Origin of the sequence: Pseudomonas kulmbachensis, from assembly GCF_963681935.1 — a bacterium.
Lineage (GTDB): Bacteria > Pseudomonadota > Gammaproteobacteria > Pseudomonadales > Pseudomonadaceae > Aquipseudomonas > Aquipseudomonas kulmbachensis.
Window position 1 is genome coordinate 3,169,144 of the sequence record NZ_OY817088.1, and the last position, 26,099, is coordinate 3,195,242.

Consider the following 26,099-nt stretch of genomic DNA (forward strand, 5'->3'; position numbering starts at 1 on the left):
GCGCAAACTAGTGCGCACTTATACCAACCTGTATGTACAAGTGAATGCAAGTGAAGGGCCAACACGCCAAAGGCATCGCGCAGACAGGCCAAAATTAATGAAAAATATTATTTAAAATCAGTCAGTTAAAAAACTTTTGTTTTTTACCAAAAGAATTTTACGCACGGAAAAGTTGCAAAAATGTGCCGCAACTTTGTGCATCAACAGGTAGGAAGGTAACAAAAACGCACCAAAAGTAACGCGAGTAACACACCGCTACCCGCTACAAACCACCACTCAGTTCCCGCATTGACCCTGCAGGCGATAGCGCGAACCCGGATACACCAGCCGGGCACAACCCACCAGGCCTTGAGCGGCCCAGGTGCGGCGACGAATCAGCAGGCATGGCTCATTTCGCTTGACGTTCAGCAAGCGGCATTCCGCAGATTTGGCATGAATCGCTTCCACCACATGTTCACCGCCGGTCAGTGGCGCCAGGTTCATCAGGTAGGCATAGGCGGTGGTACGGGTGAAGTCCTGCCGCAAGTATTCCGGGGCAATCTCGGCATTCACATAGCGCTCTTCGATTTGCACCGGCACATTGTTTTCGTAATGCACCATCACCGAGTGGAAGAAGCGTTTGACCCCATCCAGGGCAAACGGCAGCACAGGTGTAACCTTGGCCGGGACCTCTTCCAGCACCATTACCTCACAGCGATGCACGTGGCCGCGATCGGCGATTTCCTGGGCAATATTGTGGATCTCGAACAACGCCGCATTACCTTTGGGCACCGCCACAAAAGTTCCCACCCCCTGCATGCGCACCAGCAGCCCTTCGATAGTCAACTCACGCAATGCGCGATTGATGGTCATGCGGCTCACGCCCAGCAGGGTGAGCAGCTCGCTCTCGGAAGGCAGCTTGGAATTGGGCAACCAGGCACCCGAACGGATTTTTTGCGCGATGGCCTGTTTGACGCGCGCGTACAGCGGCGCAGGACTCTCAATGGAAAATGACTCAAGGGATGAATTGTCATCGACTGACTTGGACACAACGACTCCTGTTCGTAGGGTTGGGCATGCTGGTGCGCCGGGCCAGTTTACGCCCAGCGTGGGCGAAGAAAAACGGGCGTTTAGCGCGGCATGTAATCGCGCTGCCAGCGACGCGGAATTCTCAGCGACAGCAGCCCCAGAGCGGCGGCAAAACCGGCGCTGAAAAGCATGGCCTTGAGCCCGAACTGCGCCTCCAGCAGAGCGCCCAGCACCGCACCCAGCAACATCCCGGTCCAGGGCACCAACTGCACTCGCCAGCCGCTGCGCCGCTCGCCCAGCATCCATCGCCCCAGACCCCGGCCAAAACGCGATAACGCCCCGGTCACATACGTCAAACCCACCGGCAAGCCATTAACCTGCTCCACCGCCGCATTGAGCATGCCCATCGCCACAATCGCCGCCAGCAACGCGGGTACTTGTGTCGCCAGCGGCAGCAACGCGGCGGTACACAACAAGCCGGCAATCACCAGCATCAACGGCAATGCCCGCCGCCCACTCCAGCGCCCCAACAATACTCCCAGGGCATTGCCGAGAATAAACGCCAGCACCGCAAGCAGCAGGCGTACCACCATGCTCACGTCACCCTCACCGACCGCCACGGCCAGACGCGTAGTATTGCCACTCATAAACGAGATGAAATTGCCGGTGGCCAGAAAGCCAATGGCGTCAGTCATGCCAGCCAGAACCGACAAGCTCGCGACCATTGCCAAACCCACCCGGCCGCGCCAGGCACGAACACGCAGGTGCACGGGATTGGTCGGTTTTCTGAATGGCGCTGGGAGCATTTCGGGAGCCTCTGTCGAGATACCGGACTAAAGAGCGAACGATTTTGTCATATAAAAAAGCCACCATAGCACTCGACCTGTAGGACTATTAGCTATCTAGCGCAGGTAAAATCGAACCAATTTTGAAACCGGTATCTAATGAACGCTTTGTTCAGGAATGAAAAAGCTTAGATAGTGCAGCACTAACAAGGAGAAACACACGGGCTGATACGCTCGATGTGCCAGGCCAATCAGCCTCAATAGATGTAATCAGAAGAACCCCATGACCCAGTCTGTTTGGATTAAACCTCGACTCAAGCCCTACGCACTGGCGGCTATCCCGCTGTTATTGGTCGCTGGCGCCATTACTCTGGCCATACATGCGGATGACGTCTTTGCCCAGCCGGTAGACGGTGTGCAGACCCTGGTGTTTATGCGCCACGCCGAAAAACCGGCCGACGGCCTTGGCCAGCTCACCTGCCAGGGGCTTAACCGCGCGATTGATCTGGCTACCCTGCTGCCGCAACGCTATGGCAAGGCCGACTACGTGTTTGCCGCCAACCCCTCACGCCAGGTTGAAGAGGGCGCCGATGATGACGCCTACAGCTACGTACGGCCACTGATGACCATCAACCCCAGCGCCATCAAGCTGGGCTTGCCAATCAATCTGGAGTACTCGGCCAATGACACTCGTGCCCTGGCCAATGAGTTGACCGACGACCAGTATCACAACTCGACCATCTACACCGCCTGGTCCCACGGCTACCTGCCAGAGCTGATCAATGACGTCGCCAGCAACGCGCTGGGCAAGAAAACCTCATTGATTGAAGACTGGCCCGGCAGTGACTTTGACTCACTGTATGTGCTGACCCTGACCTGGAAAGACGGCAAGGCCACACTGCTCAACCGCACTGAAAAGCAGCTTCTGGACAATGGCTCCAGGACCTGCCCGAGCTGATCGGCCAACGGTCTGCCCCGGTATAAACATTGTCCGCGCCAGAACATGCCTATACCATCACCACGATTTTTTGTAGCCCCTATAGCCCCTGACGAGGCACGGGGCCTCAGCCCATCGCAGCCTCGTGCCTCATCAGCGGCAGAGATACTTCAAGCGTGGGAGCGAGCCTGCTCGCGAAGATCATTCGCGAGCAGGCTCGCTCCCACTGGGGCTTGACCTGGAACAGAGTATCTACAGGTACATTCCTCGCCAGCAAAGACGTCAGGCACAAAATCGAAAAAACGCTGTCAGATCCAGCAACTGCTTCGCAGCGCTGGCGGCAGAACGAAGCCCGGCGCGACTATTTTCTTACTTGCCAACAGCTCAAGGTACACGCATGAAGATCAACGTTATCGGTTTACCCCTGCTTTTGGTGGCCTTACTGGGATTGGCTGGCTGCGCGACCCCGAGCGTTGTGACCCTGCAAAACGGCACGCAGTACCTGACCAAAGACCTGCCAAACACCACCAACAAGGACGGCTTCTATGAGTTCGTGGACATTGCAGGCAAACACATCAAGATCAGGGCTGATGATGTCTCCACCATCAAGTCGGACTGACAACAGCATCAGGCTGTAAGCGGCAACCTTGAAACTTGCCGCTGCCCTTACCCGTTCAGCGCATCCAGCAGCCGGTAGTAGCTGATACCCGCCGCCACGTACAAGCGCTGCAAGCTGTGAAAGGGAATTCGGCGAATCGGCGTCACCGGAAACGGGAAGTCATCGCTGGCGCCTGAGATCCGCGCCGCAAGGTGCTTGCCCAAGGTGCTCGACATCGCAATACCGCGCCCGTTGTAGCCCATCAGGATTGATAGCCCCGGTTGCGGCTCATGTAATTGCGGCAGCATGCTATGGTTGAGCGCCACACGACCGCTCCAGCGGTATTCAATCGCGACCCCCGCCAATTGTGGAAACACGCTGACCAGCGAGCGCTCCAGATGCCCCCAATCTTCAGCCCGACGCGGCTCGGCGAAGGGCCCTCGCCCGCCCAGCAACACGCGGCCCTGAGCATCCTGCTTGAAATACAACAACAAGCGCCGGGCATCCGAACACACTTCCCCACCGGGCAAGATGGTTTTGCGCAACTCTGGTGAAAGTGGCCGGGTCGCGATCATGAAACTGTTGGCCGCCAGCACGGTTTGGCGCAGCCCGGGCCACAAGCCATCGGTATAGCCATTGGTCGCCAGCACCACGCGCTCGGCGGTGACAGTGTGCCCCTGGGCGGTGGTCAATTGCCATTGCGGGCCAATTCGGCGCAGGTCTGTCACCCGGCTGTCGCTGTGAATCATCACCCCACGGCCCAGTGCCGATCTGGCCAAGCCCCGGGCATAGTTCAGCGGATGCAGACTGCCAGCTCGCGGATCAACCCACCCGCCCACGTAATTTTGCGTGCCGATACGCTGGCAAACAGCATCGCTGTCCAGCAACTCGGCTGCGATGCCGCGCTGCTGCCACTGTCGGGCACGGTGCTCCAGGGTCTTCATCGTGGCACAGGAAAAAGCCGGCTGGATCCAGCCCTTGCGCGTGGCATCGCAAGCAATGCCGTACTCGCGAATCAAGGAAAACACTTCGTCCGCTGCCCCGCCGCACGCTTCGATGATCTTCTCACCGCGCACCGCACCGAAGCGCTCAATCAACTGATCCGGATCGTATTTTAGCCCCGGAATCACCTGCCCGCCGTTGCGCCCCGAAGCCCCCCAGCCTGGCTCTCCCGCATCCAGCACACACACACTGACACCCGACTCCGCCAGGCGCAGCGCAGTCACCAGCCCGGTGTAGCCGGCACCGACAATCGCCACATCGACGCGCTTGTTTTCTGCCAGGGGCCGGGTCAGCGCTCCAGGACGAGAGGTCGCGGACCATAGCGAAGGCGGCAGTTTCAGTTTTGACGTTGGCTTCATGTACGCCTCCGCAGCGCAAAACGGCCTTCCAGACGACGCAAGCCATAGGACAGCGGCAAGCTCATCGACAGATAGAGCAACGCAACCAGGGTGTAGACCGTCATGTTTTCAAACGTCGAAGACGCGATCAGTTGCCCTTGGCGAGTCATCTCGGCCACGGTGATGGTCGATACCAGTGACGAGTCCTTGAGCATCATCACCAGCGTGTTGCCATAGGGTGGCAAGGCAATGCGAAACGCCTGGGGCAATACGATCCTGCGCATGATCAGCAGGCCGCGCATGCCAAAAGACTCGGCAGCTTCGATCTGGCCAATGTCGATGGCTTGAATTCCGGCCCGGAAGTTCTCGGCCTGATAAGCCGAATAGGCTATCCCCAAACCGACCACCCCAGCCTGCATGGCGCTGAGCTGGATACCGAAGTCGGGTAATACAAAATAGATATAAAACAGCTGCACGATGATCGGCAGTCCGCGAATCACATTGACCACGCCAATGGCGAACAAGGCGACGGCACGAATTTTGGAAACCATCATCAGTGCGAACAGCAGGCCAATCACTGAACTGAGCAGGAACGACCCCGCCGTGACCTGAACCGTGACCACAGCGCCTTTGAGCAGAATCGGAAGAAAGTCCAACGCATCCTGGAGAAACATAAACTACCTGCGCACCGCTACAAAAAGTGGCCCACCGCATCGCGGGGGCCACAGGATCATCAGTTCAGCTTCCACTTCTCGATGATGCGTTGCAGCGAGCCGTCCGCCTTGATCGCAGCAATGCCCTTGTTGACCTGCGCCAGTTTCTCGGCGTCGCCCTGACGCATGACCAGGCATACGTCGCCCATCACCACCGGCACATAACTGCTCGACAGTTTCACGTCCGGGTTTTTGCCCTGGGCCAACTGGTAGGCGATGATCGGGCGATCACCGAATGCGGCCTTGATACGGCCCAGTTTCAGGTCGCGCATCATGTCTGGAATGGAGTCGTAGCTACGGACTTCCTTGAAGCCACCGTGCTTGTTCAGCGCATCAAGGAACACCGTGCCCACTTGCGCACCGACCACTTCACCGGCCAGGTCAGCCATGGTCTTGTATTCTTTCTGATCATCAGCCTGAACCATCAGGCCTTCGCCGTAGCTGAAGATAGGATCGGAATACTGCACAACCTTCTCACGCTCGGGGGTCTTGAGCATGGCGGCGGAAATCAGGTCAATCTTGTTGGTAGTCAGCGAAGGGATCAGTGCGGCAAACGTGGTTTGCTGGATTTCGGTACCAAACCCACCGGCTTTGCCGACAGCTTCAGCTGCGTCGACCATCATGCCCTGGATTTTACCGCTCTTGATATCGAGGAAGGTGAACGGGATGCCCGTCGCCGTTGCTCCGACTTTGTACACAGGCTCTGCAACAGCTGCGGCTGATCCAATCAGCCCGGCAGCCATGGCGCAAACAAGCGTCAGTACTTGAAAAGGTTTTTGCATAGCGAATCTCCCTGTGGTCGCTTTTGGTTGTTCCTATGCGGCACTCAACAACCCTTGCACCCTCTGGTACAAAATGCCGCCATCGACTATAACCAATTTACTTAAATCGTAAAGAGATTTATAAGTATCGAATATCGATACTTATATGCCAGAAAAATGCATAGGATGCGCCATGAGCGATAACAACAACCCTCTTTTCAACCAGTCACTGGAAAAGGGCCTGGCCGTTCTTCGCGGCTTTGGAGCAGCGCGGCGCACCATGACCCTGGCGGATATCGCACTGGCGGCGGGCATCAGCAAAAGCTCGGCCCAGCGCATGGTGCATACCCTTGAGGAGCTCGGCTATGTGCGCAAACATCCGCAAAGCCGACGCTTTCAGTTAACGCCCAAGGTCATGGAGATCGGCTACAACTACCTGACGGCTGACATCCTGGTCGATGTCGCCAACCCCTACCTGGCCGAGCTCAACCAGATCACCGGAGAGACGGTCAACCTGACAGAACCGGACGGTCTGGACATGGTGTTTGTCTCGCGTTTTGTCGCGCCAAAATTTATCCCGATCCATATGCCCATCGGCAGCCGCATCCCCATGTACTGCTCCGGGGGCGGTCGTGCGTACCTGAGTGGCCTGACCGACGACGAGGTTCACAGCGTGCTGCAAGCCAGTGAACTGGTTGAACTGACCCGCTACACCCTGACCGATGCCTCGGCCATTTTTGAGCGCGTGCAAATCAGCCGCAAACAGGGCTATGCCACCAACAAGGAAGAAATGTTCCTCGGCGACATGACCATTGCTGCGCCGATTTTCAACAGCCACGGCCTGCCGGTTGCCGCCGTACACGTAGTAGTGCCCAGCAGTCGTTGGGTCATGCAAGACGCCGAAGACAAAGTTGCCTCGACCGTTATCCAATGCGCCCGTGGAATCAGCAATTCGATCAGGACCTTGTAACCCCGATCTTGTCGATACTCTGCTCCAGGCTCGCTCCCACGCTTGAAGTATCTGTAGCCGCTGACGAGTAGAACGAGACTGCGTCCGGTTGCGCAGCGACCGTAAACCCTGAACCCTGGTTTTGCTGTCTCATCGCGAACGCAGCCTCGCGGAGCTCGTCGGCGGCTACAGGATTTATGGTCCGGGGACAGGTATCATGCGGCGCTATTTCCCTGCGTTTGGTAACTCTTTATGTCCAGTATTTCCCCAGCCAAGCCCACTAGAGGCTGGTCATTCTGGTGCAAGCCCCTGCTGTTTTTGCTGATTGCCGGTATTGGTCTGTACTACGTCAAGTGGTCGCCCTACTACCTCAAGGCTTTTGTCGCCGCCGACAACCACAGCATCGGTGCCTCGATCCTCAACGATAATCAGGGCGAACCCATCGCCGCCGCACTTGCCTATGCCCAGGTGTACTTTCTGGCGATCTGGAAAGCCGCCGTGCTGGCGGTCATTCTAGGCTCGCTGATTCAGGTACTGATCCCCCGTGACTGGCTGCTGCGCCTGTTCGGCAAGGCCGGGCTGGGCTCGACCCTGCGTGGTGGCCTGTTCGCCTTGCCGGGCATGATGTGTACCTGCTGCGCGGCGCCTGTGGCCGCTGGCATGCGTCGGCAAAAAGTCTCGGTAGGCGCGGCACTGGCCTTCTGGATCGCCAACCCGGTACTCAACCCTGCAACCCTGGTGTTTATGGGCTTTGTACTGGGCTGGGGCTTTAGTGTTCTGCGCCTGGTCGCCGGGATCGTGCTGGTGGTTGGTGTGTCACTGATTGCACAACGCATCTCGCGCCCCGAAAGTATCCCCGACGCGGCACTGGACGCAGTGTCCGAGGCCAGCCAGATTGACCAGCAGAACTTCTTCAGCCGCTGGGGCCAGACCTTGTGGCAATTGTTCTGGAATACCATTCCGGTGTATCTGCTGGCAGTGCTGTTGCTGGGCGCAGCACGCGTATGGCTGTTCCCCCATGTGGACGGCGCCATGAGCGATAACCTGATGTGGCTGGTGCCTCTGGCCATTATCGGCACGCTGTTTGTGATCCCCACGGCGGCGGAAATTCCGATTGTGCAGACCATGATGGCTCTAGGCATGGGCACAGCCCCAGCCGTGGCGCTGCTGATGACCTTGCCGAGCGTCAGCCTGCCGTCACTGCTGATGCTGCGCAAAGACTTCGACACCCGGGTTCTGGTCAGCGTGGCTCTGATGACCATGCTGGTCGGTGTACTCAGCGGTCTGGTCGGAATGTGGTTGCTTTAAAACCGCCAACAACACCCTGCGCCTGTGGAGCGGGCGGGCTCGCGAAACTTCTGACTATCACCGTAAAGCCCGTGCTAGAGCGGTCAATTAAGGTTCAGTTAAGTTTCGGGGGCTAACGTGACCAGCGAGTCACAAATGACTCGCATTAGCTATTCCCCTGCTCCACCACAGAGGATGAACGATGGATAACAAGGTGACACAGCTCCCGACTGCAACTACTACCCTTCCTGACTTGCATCTCCTCACCGAAGACAACTCCTTGCGCGATACCTGAAGCGCGCGTCCAAACCTATCCCAACGAGGTATCGGTGGCGGCCGAACATGACGCCAGGCCTTGCCACGCCTCCAGGAATCCCCAGGGAGAATCATCATGCGTGCTGCGCAATTAAAAACGCTACTGCCACGGGAGCTATTGGCCTCTGTGGTTGTGTTTCTGGTGGCCCTGCCCTTGTGCATGGGCATCGCCATCGCCTCCGGGATGCCACCGGCCAAAGGCTTGATCACCGGCATCATCGGCGGCCTGGTCGTGGGGTGGCTGGCGGGGTCGCCGCTGCAAGTCAGTGGCCCGGCAGCCGGTCTGGCAGTACTGGTATTCGAAGTGGTGCGCCAGCATGGCATGGTCATGCTGGGGCCGATCCTGCTGCTGGCAGGTTTTCTGCAACTGTTGGCCGGACGTTTGCGCCTGGGCTGCTGGTTCCGCGTTACCGCCCCGGCTGTGGTCTACGGCATGCTTGCCGGGATCGGGGTGCTGATTGTGCTGTCGCAAATCCATGTAATGCTCGACGGCGTGCCAAAACCTTCCGGCCTGGACAACCTTGCAGGTTTCCCGCAGGCATTGGCGCAAGCCATTCCAACCCTGGGTGGCGGCCTTGGATGGCAGGCAGGACTCCTGGGCCTGGCAACCATTCTGGTGATGTGGTCGTGGGACAAATTACGCCCGCAAAAACTGCGCTTTGTCCCCGGCGCCCTGCTCGGCGTGGGCTTGACCACTCTGGTCAGCCTGATATTGGCGTTGCAGGTAAAACGGGTTGAAGTCCCGGAAAACCTGGCGGACGCTATCGACTGGCTGCGCCCAGCCGACCTGCTGAACCTGGCCGATCCCAATCTGTTGATCGCGGCGTTTGCAGTGGCGTTTATCGCCAGTGCAGAAACCTTGCTGTCCGCAGCGGCCGTCGACCGTATGCACAACGGCAAGCGCTCTGATTTTGACAAGGAACTGACGGCACAGGGAGTCGGCAATATGCTCTGTGGCGTGCTCGGTGCATTGCCAATGACCGGAGTGATCGTGCGCAGCTCGGCCAATGTTCAGGCAGGCGCCACCACCCGTCTTTCGGCAATGTTCCATGGCCTTTGGCTGCTGGCTTTTGTGATGTTGCTGTCCAGTGTGCTGCAAAGCATTCCAGTGGCAAGCCTGGCGGGAGTACTGGTCTACACCGGGATCAAATTGGTGGACCTCAAGGCCTTCCGCGGCCTGGCCCGTTATGGCCGCATCCCGATGCTGACCTATGCCGCAACCGCGCTGTCGATCATCTTCACCGACTTGCTGACCGGGGTACTGCTGGGTTTCGGCTTGACCCTGGCCAACTTGGCGTGGAAAGCAGCACGTCTGAAAATCAGCTTGATTGACCTGCCCCAAAGCGGCGAGATGGAGTTGCGGCTCAATGGTTCTGCGACCTTCCTCAAAGTACCGGCATTAACTCAGGTACTGGCTCGCGTACCAGCAGGCAGCAGCGTGTATGTACCACTTAATAACCTGAGCTATATCGATCACTCCTGCCTGGAGTTGTTCGAGGAATGGGGGCGGGCCAATGCCGCCAAGGGCTCGAAGCTGATCATTGAACCCCAGGGGTTGAAACGCCGTCTGGAAGGCCGACTGCGCACCACCCGAGGCCTGGGTTCAGCCACCGCCTAAAATCAAACTCCGGTAATGCCCAGGATTGGTCCCCGACCATTTGCGAAAGGCCTTGTAAAACGAGCTGGTGTCGGCAAAACCCAGGCGCTGGGCGATGTCGGCAAAGCTGTGGTCGGGGTCGGCCAGCCAGCCAATCGCCAGTTCCTTGCGCACGCCGTCCTTGATCCCTTGAAAGGTTTGCCCCTCGTCCGCCAAACGGCGGCGCAGGGTTGACGCCGACATGCACAGGCTCTGCGCCATGCCCTGGGTTTCAGGCCACTGCTCGGCTGGCAACTGGCGCAAATCCTGTTTGATCTGGCTGGCCAGGCTCAACGGGTCACGGTACTTGACCAGAATATTGGCCGGAGCTTCGGCCAAAAAACGCTTCAGTTCCTGGGCGTTGCGCTTGATCGGTGCATCCAGGCAATCGGCGGCAAATATCATCCGTGTGCGTGGCCGCTCAAAGCGCAGGTTCTCGGAGAACATCACTTCGTAGTCACCGCAGTAATCGGGCGCTTCACAGCGCAGCTCGATGGCCAGAATCGGCAGTCGTCGCCCGGCCAGCCAGCAGGCCACACCGTGCACGATCATCCAGTAGGTGAAGTAGGTAAAGCCACGGCTCGTCTGCTGGTCAGGTTCCTGCAAGACGATTTCGGCCAGGCTTTGCTGGCGCACCAACCGCGCCGGCAAGCGCTCAAGCATCAACGACAGAAACCCCAGCACCACCTCCAGCCCCTGGGCCAGCGTCGGCTGCGCCATGGCCGTGCGGCACATGAATTCCAGGCTGCCGGAGCGCAACTTGTGTGGGTCCATGCCAAAAAATTCGTCATCCAGACGTCGCGCCAACAGCCGCCACAGACGTGCATAGACTATTGCAGGCACGCGGGCCTGCGGCTCGTCGAGCAGCGCCGGAGCGATACCGACCTTGTGCAAAACTTCATCCGTGGCACTGCCCGGCGCGCAACTCTGCAACAGCGCCTCGCGCACCAGATGAATGGAGATGGTGTCCTTGTTCAGCATTGGCCCGGTTCCAAGCCCGATGACTTTTAGATGACGGCCATCTTAAGCAGCACGGATCAAAAAGCCAGCAGTACCTTAGCCTTATACGGCCAGCGCCAATGGCGGTGCTGCCAAACGTTTGGCCAGCAACCCGGCAAACGCCACCACCGGGACCACCGCGGTAGCCAGAGCCAGCCATAACAGACCGGCAAAACCGTCCACCACCAATTGCCCGGCCAGCGCTGGCCCGACCATAGAGCTCAAGGCAAAGGCAGCAGGAATCAACATGATCGAACGCCCGCTCGGGTCGAGCCTCGCAACCGCAGCGGTCTGGTAGATGCAGCCCCAGCAGAAACCCACCTCCCAGATCCAGGCCCCCAGGGCGTACAGGACAAAGCCTTCGGCATAGGCCAGCAACAGCAAACCCGTACCGATTACCGCTAGCACCAGCAAGTGCGGCCAGCGTGTACCGAGTCGGTCGCCAATCAGCGCCAGCGCCAGCGCCAGGGCCGCACCGCCACCGAGCAGTTTAAGCACCGCAAACACCACACCCATTTGTGCGGGCGCCACGTCCAGACCATGCCCAAGACGTTCAAGAAATGCCCACAGACCGATCTGCCCGGCACCAAACACAAAGAAAAACCCCAGTGCCCAATACGCAGGCACAGGGAAGAGAAAACGGCCTCGAAGGGAATTGTCTTTAGCCAAATCCGCCTGTACCGCGAAATCACTGCGGCGCGGCAACGCAAAGGCGCTCAGGCTCAGTAACAGAATCATGGCCGCCAGCACCAGCGCGCCACCGGCGTAGTGATAGTTGCTGATCACCATCGAAGGCAACACAAACAGCACCAGCGCCACCAAGCCCAGCTCAATCCCCTGGCGCATGCCAAACGCCCGCTCCTTGTTGGGCATCTCGGCCATGATCCGCAGCCCGAGGCAGGTCATCAGTGCGGCAAAAAAACCGATCAGCGCCCACAACGGCAGCTGTGCAGGGGCCGGCAACTGTGAAGAGGCCAGCAATGCCAAGGCCGCGCCCAATGCGCAGCCAAACGTCAGGACGCGCCAGTTGCAGCGGTCGATAAAGCCCACAGCAACCAGCGTCCCCACCAGATAGCCGCTGAAGCACACAGAGCCGAGCAAACCGATTTGCGACGGTGCAAAACCGAAACTGTCCGCCAGTGAGCCCAGCAGAATAGGCAGGGTATTGAAGGGCAAGCCACCGATGGTCGACGCCAGGCTGGCGGCCAACATAAAGGTCAGGGTTTTACGTTGGTTCAGCGTCATCGGCAGTGCCCTTCGCTCAAGCAATCAATCAGCGGTGATCTACGGTAGTGATTTCACGACGCTCGGCCATGTTCGCCGCAACGCTGGCTTCGTCTGTAAAAAACTGCTGATACCACTCGCGCAACTGATACACCGGACCATCACCCTCGGCCAAAACCGGGTTATTGACCCGCACTTTGTGAGTCCAGATATCCACGTCCTGATAGAACGAATCGCGGTTGCGTTGCACGTAATCCAACGCCAGGGCTTCGTTCTGTTCCTGGGTCCAGCCCGGCACTTTTTTCACCATGCAGCCAAAGCGCAGTTCAAAACTATTGGGGCCGATAGGCACGTGGCAATTGAGCAGGATGGACTTGATTTCCTGACCATCGAACATGGCGCGCATGCGGGTCAGGTGAGTCGCGGGGCCGTAATAGGCCGATTCAGCAACCAGGTCGCCGCCCAAGCGTTCGGAGTCGCCGTGGAAAATTTGCTGAGCGATATGGCCTTCGAACACATTGTGGAAATACTTGGTTGGCGTGCCATGTACCGGACCGAAATGCTGGGCATCCACCAGGTTGTCGACCAGTTCACGAGGGTTGGTATTGATGATCAGCTTGTCCATGTACCAGCTGTGCAGCCACTCATCGCTGTCCATTTCCGGCAGATGCGGGATCACCACGCCTTCGGCAGGCGGCTTGCCTTCAGGGTTGTTCCACACAAACAGCAGCTTGTTCACTTCGCAGGTCTGCCAGGCGCGGGTTTTGGCCTTGGGCGGAATACGCTTGCAGTAAGGGATCTCGACACACTTGCCACTGGCGTCGTACTGCCAGTGGTGGAAGGGGCAGACCACCCGGTCATTCTCGATAGTGCCCTGGGACAGGTCGGCCCCCATATGCGGGCAATGGGCGTCCAGCACACTGATCGCGCCAGTGGACGTGGCGAAAGCCAGCAGTCGCGAGCCAAACACATTCAGGGTATGCAACTTGCCATCACGGAATTCATTAGCTTCGCCCAGGCAATGCCAACCACGGCCAAAACGCGGTGACAAAGTATTCTCGACGTGGATTTCTGCGAGTTTAGTCATTTTTATTATTCCTCAGGTTAAGGGCCAGGGCGCTTACCGAATGATCTTCACCGAGGTCCGAGGCGGGTTCATCGTTCAGATGGACTAGTACACCGAGGCGCCGTAGCTGCTGTCGAGGAACGAGGCTGCGATGGGCTGCGCAGCGGCCTCGATGTTTTGAAGGTCCTTCGTCCCTTATCGCAACCTCGTTCCTCGACAGTGGCTACAGCATTTGAGAGTGCAAATTCGTATTACCGCCAGTCCTCGACAATCCCGTGTTCCCTGGCAAATGGCTGGCAATGAATGGTCTTGCGCTGGTGATCGACTGCCGCATCGTTGGTCGCCAGCCACAGCATCACCGCTGCTGGCACCTGGGGTGGCGCAGAACCTGCGCGCAAGGCAATCACGCCCTTGTCACCGATGGTGGCGCGCAAGGCATCGGTGGTCACGACGCCGGGGTTGAGGGTGTAGGCGCGGATCCCCTGCTCGCCGAACTCCACCGACAAAATACCCGACAAACGCGACACCGCCGCCTTGCCCGCGCCATAGGCATAGCCCCAGCCGCCCTTGCCCGCCGCCACCGGCGGATCAGTTTCACCCGCGCCGGAGGTGACGTTAATCACCACCCCGGCGCCCTGCTCCAGCATCTGGCTGACCACGGCCCGGGTCAGCAAAAACGGGGTCATTACATAGCCCTGAAACACCCGCTCCAGGGTCTCGGGCTGCAACTCCATAAACGCTGCGTTAAGGTCGCTGCCCTGATAGATCGCATTGTTGACCAGCACATCCACCCGACCATATTCGGCAACCACCGCACGGCTTGCCGCGAGCACCGATTCGCTGTCGAGCAGGTCCATGCGTACCACCAGCGCCTTGCGCCCCAGTTCGCGGATCGCTGCCGCCGTAGCGTTCAAACTGCCGGGTAGCGCTGTGCCGTCGGGGTTGCGCAAACCGTGGGTATGGCTTTCGCCCTCATCCAGGCTGCGAGCGCTGATGGCCAGATCGAAACCTGCACGGGCAAACGCCAGCGCGGTTTCACGACCGATACCGCGACTGGCGCCGGTAATAAATGCCACTTTGTTCATAAGAGCTCCTTAAAGGTCAAAAGCGCTGCGCGCGCACCATCGCATCCATGCCACCGTCGACAAACATCACGCTGCCAGTGACAAAACTGGCCTGTGTCGACTGCAGAAATGCCACCACCTGGGCAATTTCAGCAGAACTTCCCGCACGCCCCAATGGCGCGACAAACTCACGTACTGCCTTGCCGAACCGGGCATCCTCCTTGGCCGCTTGATGCAGCGGAGTTTCCACCGCGCCCGGTGCAACCACGTTCAAGCGGATACCTTGCGCAGCCCATTGCACCGACTTGCGCCGTGCCTCACAGGTCACCGCGTATTTGGAGCTGGCATAGGCGATATGGGGCTGGCCCAGTGCATCGGCCAGCGCCAGGGCTTGCGTCTCGTCACCGGCCAGCAGCGCTGCAACCATCGGCTGTTGATCAGCACCGGGCTGGGTGGCGGCCACCGAGCCAATCACCAACGCGGCCGGGTTTTCACCCTTGGCCAGCGCGTCAGCCAAACCGTCAAGCAGTTCACTGACGCCGAAGTAGTTCACTGCCAGCACCAGGCTGCTTGAAGAAGCCGTCACCCCAAGACCGGCGCAGCACACCAGGCCATCAAGCACCCCGCCCGACTGCTCAAGCACCTGGGCCACGGCTGTCTGGCGCCCGGTACGGGTCGACAGGTCAGCGACCACCTCGGCATTAGCCCGGTCGATCCCGATAATGCGGTGCCCCGCAGCCCGTAATACCGCGCACACGGCGGCGCCGATCCCGGAAGCGGAACCGCTGACAGCTGTAACTGGCATATGACTTTCCTTGATGATGCAGGCGCAGTAGCCTGGCTGAAGAGCAACCGACAGTGGCGATCAATCGCCACCGTCGGCCGGTAAACGATGTTTAAGCGCTTTTACGAAGCGGCCGCGCCAACTGTGGCGCCGGCACTATCACTGACTCAGCCGCTCGCAAGGCGCACTTGGGCTTTCCCAGCGCGACCACGCTGTTCAGCAGAATCCTTACCAGCTCGGTCTGACGGCGCACACCGGTCTTGGAGAAAATAGAACGCAGATGCGCCCGTGCGGTGTTGCGTCGAATATTCAGGTTTTCCGCGGCCTCTTCCAAGGACAAACCGTTGGCCAACTCCATCGCCAGCGCCGTTTCGGCCTTGGTCAGATTGAACAGCTGCTTGGTCACCACCTCGCTGGCCAGCGACTTGCCGACCGAGTCGCGGATATAGATCACCGCCGCCGGTTTGCTCTTGCCTTCAGCCCATTCCAGCGAAGGAATAGCCTCGACCACCAGCCCCAAGCTGACCTGCCCCGAAGGTCGGGTCACGGACATCGCATCGGCCGTCACCCCGCCATCGCGCACTTCCTGACTAAAGGCATGCTTGACCAGACGCTGCAGCTCACGGTTGTCGCTGGGGTAAGTGGCTTCCAGCCTGCCACCCACCAGTTTCAGGCCATCGGCGTTTTTGAGGATTTCTTCGGCCACCGGGTTCAGGCGCAGCACCTTGCCGGTTTCGTCGAGCACAATGGTCGCCACGGACAGGCGACTGATAGCCTGCGCATAAAGCTCGCTCATGGACTCGCTGCGATCGAGCAGGTTGTGCAAGTGCAAGGCCCGGCGCAAATGCGGCAGGAAGCTGCTGCACAACGCACGTTCGGCACTGGAAAATTTCGGAGAGGTTTTGGGCCGGGTCAGACGAAAACGCAGCTTGCCACCTTCAGGAGTGGAAATATCGGCCCCCATTACATGGAAGACATTTTGCGGGCCGCAGTAAGCCTTGAAATACGCCGAACTCATCCATTCGGACTCGCTCATCAGGTCTTCAACCGTAAACACCTGATCCAGCGCTTGCCCGGCGAACGGGGTATTGGCTTGCGGGTAGGTTTGATACGTCAGTTCACCCTCGCCTTCAATATCCCCGGCCACAATCATCAGGCCCAGGTCAGGCTGATCCGGCACGCGCAGAATCAAGGTCGCGTAGTTGGCCTGGAACATGTTGCGAACCGCGCACAAGGTACGACCCATGACTTTCGGGTCTAGCGCCCCGTCGTAGAAGCTGCCGATCATTTGATCGTAATCGGCCAGTTCAAGTCCCAGACTGGCCAGGGTTTGATGATTCAGGGTCACTGTATCCACGGACATTTCCTCGCATTGGGTCAGGTTCAGGACCTGCCCTTTTTATTGTTCTTATTACCAGCGGCTTGCCTCTGCGCAGGTACTGCAGCCCTGCGCAAAAGCACCTCAGTGTGTCTTTATGTTGGTCGCCATACAAGCCCGGCAAGCTGTCTGTTTCAGCGGTTTGACGAGTCCTTGGCGGCAACGCTCGGCTTGAGCGGGTAATGCCCGGCAGGCACATCCTGGCCCCGGGGTTTAACCTTGACCAACGGGCGCCCCAGATTGAACCAGGCCGCCAGCGCAGGCAGTAAAAAGATCGCCCCGAGCACGTTAACCAGGAACATGAACGACAGCAGCACACCCATATCGGCCTGGAACTTCAAGGGGGCAAAGGCCCAGGTACAAACGCCGATGGACATGGTCAGTGCAGTAAAAACCGCCGCCGTACCGCGTTGGCACATGGCCTGGTAGAAGGCGTTACGCAGGTCCTTGCCGTCGGCCATTTCATGGGCAATCCGCTCGTACAGGTAGATCCCGTAATCGACCCCGACGCCCACGCCCAGCGCCATCACCGGCAACGTCGCGACTTTCAGACCGATGCCCAGGGTTGCCATCAGGGCATTACACAGGATCGCGACAATCGCCAACGGCACCAGAATGCACAGTACTGCGCGCAATGAGCCAAAGGTCAGCCAGCAGAACAGCGCCACCGAGCCGAACAGGGCAGCGAGCATCACCACCTCGGCCTGCTTGACCGCTTCGTTGGACGCGGCCATCACACCGACGTTGCCGCCCGCCATCAGAAACTCCACATTCGGACCTTGCAGACCGGCAATGATGCGCTGGGTTTCGTCGACCACATGGCTCACCGTCGCACCTTCGTGGTCGGTTAGAAACACCAGTATCTGCATGCGCTGGCAGCCTTCAGTCACCAGCCCGTCATCCGGCATGTAAGCACGGGATCCCTGGCTCAAACCGCGTTCGGAACCCGGGATCGCCGACCAGCGCGGGTTGCCTTCGTTATTGCCGGCAATCACGGTTTTACCCATGCCCGCCACACTCTGTACCGACTGCACCCCGGCCACGCTGCGGATCTGAAAGTCGAACGACTCGATGGCCCGCATCACCTGCGGCGCCAGGCAACCTTCTTCAATGCCTTTGACCTGTACAAACACCGACATCACATCCAGACCAATGGAGTAGCTGTTAATGATCTTCTGGTTGTCCTGGTTGTAACGCGAGTCTGCCCGCAGTTCCGGCGCACCAACGCCAATATCGCCCACCGCTAGATCCCGGGCCTTCCAGGCGCCGACGCCGAGCAGCAACAGGCTGACTACAAAGACTGCCAACGCTGGTTTCGGCTCGGCCAGCGCCGACAGCCGCCACCACAATGCGTGCTTGCCCTGAACCTTGAGTCCTTGCGCCAGAGCGCTCGGCTCGAGCTTCAAATACGACAGGATGATCGGCAGCATCAGCTTGTTGGTGATGATCATCAGCATCACCCCAATGCACGCGGTCACGCCCAGTTCATGCACGATGGGAATATCAATCAGCATGATCACGCCAAAGCCCAGGGCATTCATCAGCAAGGCCAGGGAGCCGGGGATGAAAATCTTGCAAAAGGCACCGCGCGCCGCCTGCACCGACGAGCAGCCGCCCAGCACATCCTGTTTCCAGGCATTGGTCATCTGTACCGCATGGGACACGCCAATCGAGAAGATCAGGAACGGCACCAGAATCGACATCGGGTCGATCCCCAGCCCCAGCAAAGGCAGCAACCCCAGCAGCCAGACCACCGGCAACAGCGCCACAGCCAGAGCCACGACGGTCAGCCGCCATGAGCGTGAATACACCCACAGCATCAGGGCCGTGATCACAAAGGCAATCACAAAGAAGCCGATCACTGTAGTCAGCCCTTCAACCACATCTCCCACCAGCTTGGCAAAGCCGACGATATTGATCTCGATCTCGTCATTGCTGTACTTGGAGCGAATATCCTCAAGCCGCTTGGCGACCTCGGCATACGACACCGACTTGCCGGTCTGGGGGTCCAGATCCTGCAGGTCGGCGCGCACCATCGAGGAGGTCAGGTCGTTGGCTACCAAGCGTCCGACCTGCCCAGAACGGGCGACGTTGTTGCGTACCTGGGACAGGTCCTCGGCCGAGCCAGTAAAGCGCGGAGGCACCACCACATCACCAAAAAAACCGTCTTCAGTAATTTCGATGTAACGCACATTGGCGGTAAACAACGAAGTCACACTGGCGCGACTGACACCATTGATGAAGAAAACATCATCCGTAACCTTGCTCAGGGTTTCGAGGTATTGGCGGTTATAGATATCGCCCTCGCCCTTCCACTTCACGCTGACCAAAAAGCGGTTGGCGCCGGTGAAGTACTGGCTGAAGTTGAGGAAGTTGACCATAAACGCGTTGCGTACCGGGATCTGCTTGTTAAAGCCCGGGTCCAATTGCGTATGGGTAGCGCTGTAACCCAGGGCCAGGGTCAACAGCACAAACAGCGCCAGCAAACCCTTGCGCCAAGTAATCAACAGGTCGGCGATACGCTCGACCACACGGTTTATCGCAGTTTTCTGACTACTCACTGGGCACCTCCCAGCGCCGCAACACCACCATCAGCGCCCTGGAACACACCGCGCTCGCCGCCCACCAGCAAGCGCCGAGAGCCGATCAATACCGCCGAAGTCAGTGTGCCCAGACCCGGCAGACGAGTAGCGCTGACCAGCGCACCATTACCATCCAGACGCACCAGCGAGCTGCCCGCGCCGACAATCAGCAAGCCCCCACCATTGGGCAACAGAGCATGCCCGTAGAGGGGCAACTGATTGCCAACATTCACCGCCTGCCAGGTCTGGCCAAAGTTCTGGCTGACAAACACATGGCCGCGCATGCCGTAGGTCACCCAGCGATCCGGGCTCAAGCGCACCACGCCAAACAATGAACCGTTGTAGAACGGAGCCAGCTTCTCCCAACTGCGGCCCGCATCGTCACTGCGCAACACCAGCCCTTGCTCGCCGACCACCATCCGCCGACCGTCGGCACCGCCGTCCATGCCGTTCAGGTGGGCACTGTCCACTTCCAGTGGCTGGGCTTGCCAAGTGCGACCGTCATCATCGGACTGGTAGAACTTGCCAAAACTACCGAACGCCAGCACACGATTACCGCCTGCACTCCAGACACCCAGCAACGGTTCGGCGATTTCAGCGTCATAGCGAACCTCGGACCAGTTCGCGCCTGCATCATCAGAGCGCAGAATCCAGCCATCATGACCCACTGCCAGCAAGCTTTTGTCTTGCAGTGCCACCAGTGCGGTCAGGGTCAAATCACGTTGTGGCTTGACCGCAGCCGACTGCCAGGACACACCCTGATCATCGCTGAGCAAAATATTGCCGCGTTCACCCACTGCAACTACACGCTGATCGAGATACAGCATGCCGTTGATTTGCAGACGATCGGGGCGCAACTGGGCCGAAGCGACGTTAGAGGCATGACGGGGGGAGAAGGTAAACGCGATGGTTGCAGCGACAATCAGGCAAACCAGATAGCCGATTATTGAGCGCATGGTCGATGCCTCGCTGCACGATTCAGTTGCTGGGCAGAGTTCATGCAGCCAGTCCTCTTTTTATAATCGTGGATGCTCTGGCTACCTACTCGGCGAGGTGCCAGAACCTGCCTTCGATCATCGGACTGGTCAGTCACGGGCACATCGTCCAAATGGCCTAGCCCTGATGGTGGGTGATGCACGCCACCTGTAGCCGCTGACGAACTACGCGAGGCTGCGGCTACAGAGATACTTCAAGCGCGGGAGCGAGCCTGCTCGCGAAGATCATTCGCGAGCAGGCTCGCTCCCACTGGGGCTTGACCTGGAACAGAGTATCTACAGAGAGTGGCTCAAACCAGCCGCTGAATCTGCTTGTGCCGCCAGACCAGCCGGTAGTACGCGGTCTGCAAGCCCAGCATGGCGATATAGGTCACCGGGAACGCCATCCATACGCCCTCAAGCCCAAAATGCGCATTGAGCGCATAGGCCACCGGCAACTCGATGCACAGCACGCAGAAAATCGTGATTCCCATCGGCACCAGTACTACGCCGCTGGCACGCATGATCCCGCCGATGACTGCCTGGAAGCCAAATACCAGAATGCTCCACAACATGATGTGCAACAGGTGCTCAGCCCGTACACGTGCTTCAACGTCGGTAATAAACAGCCCCAGCAGCCAGTGCGAGAGCACATAGCCCAGCACAATCAGAGCTCCGGTCAGGCACAGGTTGATCAGCAAACCGGTACGCAGGATCGGCCCAATGCGCTCGATACGCCCGGCGCCAATGGCCTGGGCACCCAGAATCGAGGCAGTAATGGCAATCGACAGCGCCGGGAACTGCACGTAGTTAACGATCTGGGTCACCGCGCCATAAGCCGCCGTAGCCTGGGAACCGTGGCTGTTGACCAGCGCCAGAATCACCAGCTCCGACAGAGATAGCACTACCATCTGCACGCCGGTAGGCAAACCGATGCGCAGCACCTTGCCCAGAATCTCCCGGTTCAGGCGCAATGCAGCCCACAGCTCACGGTCCGGGGCCATCACATGGTTTTTATGGCGCAGGCGCAGCACCAAAAACAGCATGGCCAGAATATTACCCACCAGCCCCGCATAGGCCGCGCTTTGAATGCCCATCGGTGGCAGCCCGATCCAGCCGAGGATAAGGGCCGGGGTCAATAGCAAGCCCACCGCCGTAGACACCATCAGCGCCAGCAACGGCGAAACCGTATCACTGACCCCACGCAGTATTTGCGTAAAAAGAATAAACACCAGCAGCAACGGCATGATCAACATCATCACCCGGGCATAGCCGACTGCCTCTTCCAGCACGTCAACCGGTGTGCCCAATGCCTGCAGGGCTGGCCGTGCCAGCAGGCTGCCCAGCACCGCCGCCAGCAGGCCGATCAGCGCACCAAGGGTCAAGGTAGCCCCGGTGATCTGTTTGACCATCGTGGTCTCCCGCGCGCCCCAGGCCTGGCCAATCAGCACCGACGCACCGGCCCCCAGACCAATCACCAGCGCGATAAAGAAGAACACGATGGGAAACATTCCCGACACAGCAGCCAGCGCCTGGGTGCCGAGCAGTTGCCCGACATAAATCCCGTTGAGGGTGCCGGAAAAGCTCTGCAGGAAGTTGGACAGCACCATCGGCGCGAGGAAAATCAGGTAGGTTCGCCACAGCGGCCGTTGCGAGGGGGTTTGCATGAACAAAGTGCCTGAAGAAATTAACAACGGGGGTTATACCGCAAATGTATCCGTATGTTCCTGTTGAACATGAACATAACCACGACCGGGCTCAACACCTGAACATGGGTTTTTCGACTACCCTTGCTGACGGTTTGCTGAACATGAAGAAACATTAAGAAACGTTTCAGCTTTTTTGTGGGCAAAATGTGCTTATCGCAGCAAAAGCCCATCAGGTGACGGTATGACCCGTATTTTGACCATTGAAGACGATGCCGTAACAGCGAAAGAAATCGTGGCTGAATTGACCAGCCACGGCCTTGAGGTCGATTGGGTAGCCAATGGCCGTGAAGGCCTGGTCCGGGCGGTCAGTGGCGACTACGACCTGATCACCCTCGACCGCATGCTCCCCGAGCTGGACGGTTTGGCGATCGTGACCACCCTGCGCACCATTGGCGTCAGCACCCCGATTTTGATGATCAGCGCCCTCTCCGATGTCGACGAGCGGGTACGCGGCCTGCGCGCCGGTGGGGATGACTACCTGACCAAACCTTTTGCCAGCGACGAAATGGCGGCCCGGGTTGAAGTTCTGTTACGACGCAAAAGCCCGGTCGACAAATTCGAAACTTCATTGCGGGTTTGCGATCTGGAACTCAACCTGATTACCCGCGAAGCCAGCCGCAACGAACAACAGCTGAGCCTGCTGCCCACCGAGTACAAGCTGCTGGAATTTTTGATGCGTAACACCGGGCAAATCCTCTCTCGCATGATGATTTTCGAGGAAGTCTGGGGCTATCACTTCGACCCGGGCACCAACCTGATCGACGTGCATATCGGTCGCCTGCGCAAAAAAATCGACCCGCCCGGCCAAGTGCCTCTGATTCGCACCGTTCGAGGCTCGGGTTATGTCATTGCCGAACCCCTCTAAGGGCTGGCGTTCTTCCAGCAGTCGACTGCTGGCGTTGTACAGTTTTCTGTTCGTGGCCTGGAGCTGCATCCTCATGGGGGTGCTGTATTACGAAGTCTCGGATTACCTGGGCAACCTGGCCAAGCATTCACTGATGCAGCGCCAGCATTTGTTTGCCCGGTTCGAAGGCGAGCAACTGGACGAAGCGCTGGCCACCAGCATGACGTTCGATATGCGTGCAGTTGATGCCTATGGGCTGTTCGACGCGCAACGCAAGCCGCTGAGCGGCCCCATCCAGACAATCCCTGCTGGCTTGCCTCTGGATGGCCAGATCCACGCCTTGAGCACCTGCATCGACTCCGACGATCCCAACCTGCCGCAAGACAGCTGCGATGCCGTGGCCAGCCAGACCAATGACGGGCGCTGGCTGGTACTGGTGCGCGACAACGGATCGCTGTTTGCCGTCACCCGGATCATTTTGCACGCGCTGTTCTGGGGCTTGTCGCTGACCATTATCCCTGGGATTGCGGGCTGGCACTTGTTGCGCAGGCGCCCGCTGCAGCGCATCCGAGCCATCCAGGCCAGCGCCGAAGCCATTGTCGCCGGGGATTTGACCTACCGCCTGCCCTTGTCCAATCGCCGTGACGAGCTGGACATGCTCGCCGCTATTGTCAACGCCATGCTCGACCGTATCGAACGGCTGATGCACGAGGTCAAGGGCGTGTGCGACAACATCGCCCACGATCTGCGTACCCCGCTCACTCGCCTGCGGGCGCAGCTCTACAGAATTCGACAGCAAGCCGTGGAAGGTTCGCCCGAAGCGCTGCAACTGGACGAAGTGATTGGTGAAACCGACACCCTGATGGCGCGTTTTCGCGGCTTGCTGCGTATTTCCGAGCTGGAAGACCATCAACGGCGCTCGGGCTTTGTGCAACTCGACCCGCTGCCCTTGCTGCAAGAACTGTACGACTTTTACCTGCCACTGGCTGAAGAGGGCCAGGTCACGTTGACTCTCGACGCAGCGCAAACATTGCCCAGCCTGACAGGCGATCGGGCGCTGCTGTTCGAGGCGCTGGCCAACCTGCTGAGCAACTCGATCAAATTCACCCCGCCCGGTGGTGAAGTGATCTTGCGTGCCACAGACGATGGCGCCAGCCCGCGCATTGAGGTGCTCGACACCGGCCCCGGTATCCCCGAAGCCGAGCGGGTCGCCGTGTTCCAGCGCTTTTACCGTTGTGATGACAAGCACGGTGGTTTTGGCCTTGGGCTGTCCATCGTCGCCGCCATCGTCAGCCTGCATGGCTTTACTTTGGACGTCAGTAACCGCGAAGGCGGCGGCGCCTGGCTAACTCTGCATTGCCGGCAAAGTCTGATAAATCAGGGGTAGACCAATTTTGCACAATACCTGTGGGAGTGAGTGGCGCCACTGCATATACCAAAATAGAATATTTAAATCGTTTTATATTCTTTTTTAAAAGCTAATTTTCCTGCAAGACTCTCGTCATAACTCTTCCAACTCATGATGAGAACGAAATGAAAAAACTCACTGCCCTCACCGCTCTGACCCTGGCTGTTTTGTCTGGCCTGGCCCACGCCGATCGTCTGGATGACATCAAAAAATCCGGTGTGCTGCGCGTGGCGTCGTTTGACAGCAACCCGCCGTTTGGTTTTGTCGATGCCAAGAGCAAGCAGATTGAGGGTCTGGATGTCGACTACGCCAAGGCCATTGCCGACAAGCTGGGCGTGAAGCTGCAACTACAGCCGACCAACCCGGCCAACCGTGTGCCGTTGCTGGTGGCAAACAAGGTGGATCTGGTACTGGCCAACTTCACCATCACCCCTGAACGCGCCGAGCAGGTGAATTTCAGCATTCCGTATTTCGCCTCGGGCCAGCAATTTATCGTCAAGAAAGGCACGCTCAAGTCCCCGGAAGAACTGAACAAATGGCGCGTGGGTGTCGACAAGGGCACGGTCAACGAAGGTGTGCTGCGCGAGAAGTTCCCGGGCGCCAAAGTGGTGGCCTACGATGACACTCCGTTCGCCTTCACTGCCCTGCGCAACGGCAACGTGCAAGCCATCACCCAGGACGGCCCGAAGCTGATCGGCCTGCTGGCCAATGTGCCGGACAAGGACAAATACGAAGTGCCGCCGTTCACCATTTCCAATGACCTGATCGGCGTCGGTATTCCAAAAGGTGAAGCGCGCCTGACCGAAGTGGTCAACCAGACCCTCACCGACCTGGAAGCCCAGGGCAAGGCACAGGGCATCTATGACACTTGGTTCGGCCCGACTACCAAGACCCCGCTGACCCGTCTGTACAAGATCGGTGACAAAAGCTAACTCCCCTTTTTCGCGGCACCTTTAAGCCCGTCCCGGTCAACCGGACGGGTTTGTTCGTTTCTGGATGGACGCTGTTTATGTTCGGTGAACTGCTTGCCCCGCAATACCTGCACTGGTTGCTCGATGGTTTTGTCCTCACCCTGATTCTTTCGCTCCTGACCTGCCTGGTGGCTACCGGACTGGGCTTTTTGCTGTGTCTGGCGCGCCTCTCACCGTCGCGCCTGTGGTCGTGGCCAGCACGGGCCTACCTGGCCCTGTTTCGTAATACACCGCTGCTGGTGCAGCTGTTCTTTTGGTACTTCGGGGTCACGGCGATGCTGCCCGAAGGGCTGGTGATGTGGCTCAATCAGCCGCGCAGCCTGTCATTGGGTCTGTTTGAAATCGAATGGCCGTCCTTCGAGTTTCTTGCCGGGTTCTGGGGCTTGATGCTTTATACCGCCGCCTTTATTTGCGAAGAGTTTCGCGCAGGGGTCAGTTCGGTGCGCATTGAGCAACGGGCGGCGGGCCTGGCGCTGGGCTTCAAACCGGCGCAGGTGTGGCGCTATATCGTGTTCCCGCAGGCACTGCGCACGGCCTTGGGACCATTGTTGGGGCAGTACATGAATGCCCTGAAGAACTCGTCGCTGACCATGGCCATTGGCTTGGCTGAACTGTCTTACGCCTCGCGTCAGGTCGAGACTGAAACCTTCAAGACCTTTCAAGCCTTCGGTTTTGCCACCCTGCTATATGTGGCCAGCATTGCGTTGATCGAGGTGATCGGCCAATTGATTGCACGCAGCAAGTGGTATCGCCAGGGAGTGGTGTAA

23 protein-coding genes are annotated in these 26,099 nt (G+C 58.7%); 9 read left to right on the forward strand and 14 right to left on the reverse strand.

Annotated features, from left to right (window positions below):
* Window positions 1-276 precede the first annotated feature (276 nt).
* Both hutC and U5A05_RS14465 read right to left on the reverse strand, forming a co-directional pair.
* Window positions 277-1,029 carry a histidine utilization repressor gene (gene hutC, locus U5A05_RS14460; RefSeq protein WP_321833573.1) on the reverse strand — a complete coding sequence of 251 codons (753 nt, stop codon included), beginning with the start codon at window positions 1,027-1,029 and terminating at the stop codon, window positions 277-279.
* 80 nt (window positions 1,030-1,109) lie between these two features.
* On the reverse strand, window positions 1,110-1,814 hold the full coding sequence (locus U5A05_RS14465) for a YoaK family protein (RefSeq protein WP_321833574.1): 705 nt from the start codon (window positions 1,812-1,814) through the stop codon (window positions 1,110-1,112).
* A gap of 262 nt (window positions 1,815-2,076) precedes the next feature.
* On the opposite strand from U5A05_RS14465, the gene U5A05_RS14470 reads away from it, so the two are divergent.
* Window positions 2,077-2,751 (forward strand): histidine phosphatase family protein, encoded by a 675-nt coding sequence (locus U5A05_RS14470; RefSeq protein WP_261738595.1) that lies wholly within the window; start codon window positions 2,077-2,079, stop codon window positions 2,749-2,751.
* 376 nt (window positions 2,752-3,127) lie between these two features.
* Window positions 3,128-3,349: a YgdI/YgdR family lipoprotein gene (locus U5A05_RS14475; RefSeq protein WP_261738596.1), complete on the forward strand. Its 222-nt coding sequence runs from the start codon at window positions 3,128-3,130 to the stop codon at window positions 3,347-3,349.
* 47 nt (window positions 3,350-3,396) lie between these two features.
* Here U5A05_RS14475 and U5A05_RS14480 read toward each other — a convergent pair whose 3' ends face one another.
* Genes U5A05_RS14480 through U5A05_RS14490 form a run of 3 tightly spaced genes read right to left on the reverse strand, consistent with a single transcriptional unit; the run spans window position 3,397 to window position 6,163 of the window.
* On the reverse strand, window positions 3,397-4,689 hold the full coding sequence (locus U5A05_RS14480) for an NAD(P)/FAD-dependent oxidoreductase (RefSeq protein ID WP_321833575.1): 1,293 nt from the start codon (window positions 4,687-4,689) through the stop codon (window positions 3,397-3,399).
* Window positions 4,686-5,342, reverse strand: a complete 657-nt coding sequence (locus U5A05_RS14485; RefSeq protein ID WP_261738598.1) for an amino acid ABC transporter permease — start codon at window positions 5,340-5,342, stop codon at window positions 4,686-4,688. The genes U5A05_RS14480 and U5A05_RS14485 overlap by 4 nt, the downstream gene beginning before the upstream one ends.
* Before the next feature lie 59 nt (window positions 5,343-5,401).
* Window positions 5,402-6,163 (reverse strand): ABC transporter substrate-binding protein, encoded by a 762-nt coding sequence (locus U5A05_RS14490; RefSeq protein WP_261738599.1) that lies wholly within the window; start codon window positions 6,161-6,163, stop codon window positions 5,402-5,404.
* Window positions 6,164-6,335: 172 nt separating this feature from the next.
* Here U5A05_RS14490 and U5A05_RS14495 point away from each other — a divergent pair, with 172 nt between their 5' ends.
* The 3 genes from U5A05_RS14495 to U5A05_RS14505 all read left to right on the forward strand — a co-directional run bounded on the left by U5A05_RS14495 (window position 6,336) and on the right by U5A05_RS14505 (window position 10,311).
* Window positions 6,336-7,112: an IclR family transcriptional regulator gene (locus U5A05_RS14495; protein WP_261738600.1), complete on the forward strand. Its 777-nt coding sequence runs from the start codon at window positions 6,336-6,338 to the stop codon at window positions 7,110-7,112.
* 231 nt (window positions 7,113-7,343) lie between these two features.
* A complete protein-coding gene (locus U5A05_RS14500) occupies window positions 7,344-8,399 on the forward strand; it encodes a permease (RefSeq protein ID WP_321833577.1) in 1,056 nt (351 codons plus the stop codon).
* Window positions 8,400-8,769: 370 nt separating this feature from the next.
* Entirely contained in the window at window positions 8,770-10,311 is a 1,542-nt protein-coding gene (locus tag U5A05_RS14505) for a SulP family inorganic anion transporter (protein ID WP_321833580.1), read from the forward strand.
* On the opposite strand, the gene U5A05_RS14510 is transcribed toward U5A05_RS14505, so the two are convergent.
* The 9 genes from U5A05_RS14510 to U5A05_RS14550 form a co-directional block, all read right to left on the reverse strand.
* A complete protein-coding gene (locus tag U5A05_RS14510) occupies window positions 10,297-11,310 on the reverse strand; it encodes an AraC family transcriptional regulator (protein ID WP_261738603.1) in 1,014 nt (337 codons plus the stop codon). The genes U5A05_RS14505 and U5A05_RS14510 overlap by 15 nt on opposite strands.
* Window positions 11,311-11,391: 81 nt before the next feature.
* On the reverse strand, window positions 11,392-12,573 hold the full coding sequence (locus tag U5A05_RS14515) for an MFS transporter (protein WP_321833582.1): 1,182 nt from the start codon (window positions 12,571-12,573) through the stop codon (window positions 11,392-11,394).
* 28 nt (window positions 12,574-12,601) lie between these two features.
* Window positions 12,602-13,639, reverse strand: coding sequence for a 3-ketosteroid-9-alpha-monooxygenase, oxygenase component (locus U5A05_RS14520; protein ID WP_261738605.1), 1,038 nt, complete (start codon window positions 13,637-13,639; stop codon window positions 12,602-12,604).
* A 230-nt stretch (window positions 13,640-13,869) separates the two neighbouring features.
* Window positions 13,870-14,703 carry an SDR family NAD(P)-dependent oxidoreductase gene (locus U5A05_RS14525; protein ID WP_261738606.1) on the reverse strand — a complete coding sequence of 278 codons (834 nt, stop codon included), beginning with the start codon at window positions 14,701-14,703 and terminating at the stop codon, window positions 13,870-13,872.
* 16 nt (window positions 14,704-14,719) lie between these two features.
* Window positions 14,720-15,487: an SDR family oxidoreductase gene (locus U5A05_RS14530; protein ID WP_261738607.1), complete on the reverse strand. Its 768-nt coding sequence runs from the start codon at window positions 15,485-15,487 to the stop codon at window positions 14,720-14,722.
* A 91-nt stretch (window positions 15,488-15,578) separates the two neighbouring features.
* Entirely contained in the window at window positions 15,579-16,829 is a 1,251-nt protein-coding gene (locus tag U5A05_RS14535) for a helix-turn-helix transcriptional regulator (protein ID WP_261738608.1), read from the reverse strand.
* Window positions 16,830-16,978: 149 nt separating this feature from the next.
* Window positions 16,979-19,405: an efflux RND transporter permease subunit gene (locus U5A05_RS14540; RefSeq protein WP_261738609.1), complete on the reverse strand. Its 2,427-nt coding sequence runs from the start codon at window positions 19,403-19,405 to the stop codon at window positions 16,979-16,981.
* Window positions 19,402-20,382, reverse strand: a complete 981-nt coding sequence (locus tag U5A05_RS14545) for a WD40/YVTN/BNR-like repeat-containing protein (RefSeq protein ID WP_321833590.1) — start codon at window positions 20,380-20,382, stop codon at window positions 19,402-19,404. Before U5A05_RS14545 ends, U5A05_RS14540 begins: the two co-directional genes overlap by 4 nt.
* A 329-nt stretch (window positions 20,383-20,711) precedes the next feature.
* Complete coding sequence (locus U5A05_RS14550) at window positions 20,712-22,067, reverse strand: MATE family efflux transporter (RefSeq protein WP_321833592.1); 1,356 nt, start codon at window positions 22,065-22,067, stop codon at window positions 20,712-20,714.
* 223 nt (window positions 22,068-22,290) lie between these two features.
* Here U5A05_RS14550 and U5A05_RS14555 point away from each other — a divergent pair, with 223 nt between their 5' ends.
* From U5A05_RS14555 to U5A05_RS14570, 4 genes are all read left to right on the forward strand, one after another.
* A complete protein-coding gene (locus U5A05_RS14555) occupies window positions 22,291-22,974 on the forward strand; it encodes a response regulator transcription factor (protein ID WP_321833593.1) in 684 nt (227 codons plus the stop codon).
* On the forward strand, window positions 22,952-24,340 hold the full coding sequence (locus U5A05_RS14560) for a sensor histidine kinase (RefSeq protein WP_321833594.1): 1,389 nt from the start codon (window positions 22,952-22,954) through the stop codon (window positions 24,338-24,340). The genes U5A05_RS14555 and U5A05_RS14560 overlap by 23 nt, the downstream gene beginning before the upstream one ends.
* Before the next feature lie 146 nt (window positions 24,341-24,486).
* Window positions 24,487-25,293 (forward strand): ABC transporter substrate-binding protein, encoded by an 807-nt coding sequence (locus tag U5A05_RS14565; protein ID WP_261738614.1) that lies wholly within the window; start codon window positions 24,487-24,489, stop codon window positions 25,291-25,293.
* Between the two features lie 77 nt (window positions 25,294-25,370).
* The gene (locus tag U5A05_RS14570; protein ID WP_261738615.1) at window positions 25,371-26,099 is read left to right on the forward strand and encodes an amino acid ABC transporter permease; all 729 of its coding nucleotides are present in this window, start codon (window positions 25,371-25,373) and stop codon (window positions 26,097-26,099) included.

Excerpts from the sequence above, each read along its gene's own strand:
- U5A05_RS14465 (WP_321833574.1), bottom strand. The coding sequence starts at position 1,814 with ATGCTCCCAGCGCCATTCAGAAAACCGACCAATCCCGTGCACCTGCGT.
- U5A05_RS14470 (WP_261738595.1), top strand. The coding sequence starts at position 2,077 with ATGACCCAGTCTGTTTGGATTAAACCTCGACTCAAGCCCTACGCACTG.
- U5A05_RS14475 (WP_261738596.1), top strand. The coding sequence starts at position 3,128 with ATGAAGATCAACGTTATCGGTTTACCCCTGCTTTTGGTGGCCTTACTG.
- U5A05_RS14480 (WP_321833575.1), bottom strand. The coding sequence starts at position 4,689 with ATGAAGCCAACGTCAAAACTGAAACTGCCGCCTTCGCTATGGTCCGCG.
- U5A05_RS14485 (WP_261738598.1), bottom strand. The coding sequence starts at position 5,342 with ATGTTTCTCCAGGATGCGTTGGACTTTCTTCCGATTCTGCTCAAAGGC.
- U5A05_RS14490 (WP_261738599.1), bottom strand. The coding sequence starts at position 6,163 with ATGCAAAAACCTTTTCAAGTACTGACGCTTGTTTGCGCCATGGCTGCC.
- U5A05_RS14495 (WP_261738600.1), top strand. The coding sequence starts at position 6,336 with ATGAGCGATAACAACAACCCTCTTTTCAACCAGTCACTGGAAAAGGGC.
- U5A05_RS14500 (WP_321833577.1), top strand. The coding sequence starts at position 7,344 with ATGTCCAGTATTTCCCCAGCCAAGCCCACTAGAGGCTGGTCATTCTGG.
- U5A05_RS14505 (WP_321833580.1), top strand. The coding sequence starts at position 8,770 with ATGCGTGCTGCGCAATTAAAAACGCTACTGCCACGGGAGCTATTGGCC.
- U5A05_RS14510 (WP_261738603.1), bottom strand. The coding sequence starts at position 11,310 with ATGCTGAACAAGGACACCATCTCCATTCATCTGGTGCGCGAGGCGCTG.
- U5A05_RS14515 (WP_321833582.1), bottom strand. The coding sequence starts at position 12,573 with ATGACGCTGAACCAACGTAAAACCCTGACCTTTATGTTGGCCGCCAGC.
- U5A05_RS14520 (WP_261738605.1), bottom strand. The coding sequence starts at position 13,639 with ATGACTAAACTCGCAGAAATCCACGTCGAGAATACTTTGTCACCGCGT.
- U5A05_RS14525 (WP_261738606.1), bottom strand. The coding sequence starts at position 14,703 with ATGAACAAAGTGGCATTTATTACCGGCGCCAGTCGCGGTATCGGTCGT.
- U5A05_RS14530 (WP_261738607.1), bottom strand. The coding sequence starts at position 15,487 with ATGCCAGTTACAGCTGTCAGCGGTTCCGCTTCCGGGATCGGCGCCGCC.
- U5A05_RS14535 (WP_261738608.1), bottom strand. The coding sequence starts at position 16,829 with ATGTCCGTGGATACAGTGACCCTGAATCATCAAACCCTGGCCAGTCTG.
- U5A05_RS14545 (WP_321833590.1), bottom strand. The coding sequence starts at position 20,382 with ATGCGCTCAATAATCGGCTATCTGGTTTGCCTGATTGTCGCTGCAACC.
- U5A05_RS14550 (WP_321833592.1), bottom strand. The coding sequence starts at position 22,067 with ATGCAAACCCCCTCGCAACGGCCGCTGTGGCGAACCTACCTGATTTTC.
- U5A05_RS14555 (WP_321833593.1), top strand. The coding sequence starts at position 22,291 with ATGACCCGTATTTTGACCATTGAAGACGATGCCGTAACAGCGAAAGAA.
- U5A05_RS14560 (WP_321833594.1), top strand. The coding sequence starts at position 22,952 with ATGTCATTGCCGAACCCCTCTAAGGGCTGGCGTTCTTCCAGCAGTCGA.
- U5A05_RS14565 (WP_261738614.1), top strand. The coding sequence starts at position 24,487 with ATGAAAAAACTCACTGCCCTCACCGCTCTGACCCTGGCTGTTTTGTCT.
- U5A05_RS14570 (WP_261738615.1), top strand. The coding sequence starts at position 25,371 with ATGTTCGGTGAACTGCTTGCCCCGCAATACCTGCACTGGTTGCTCGAT.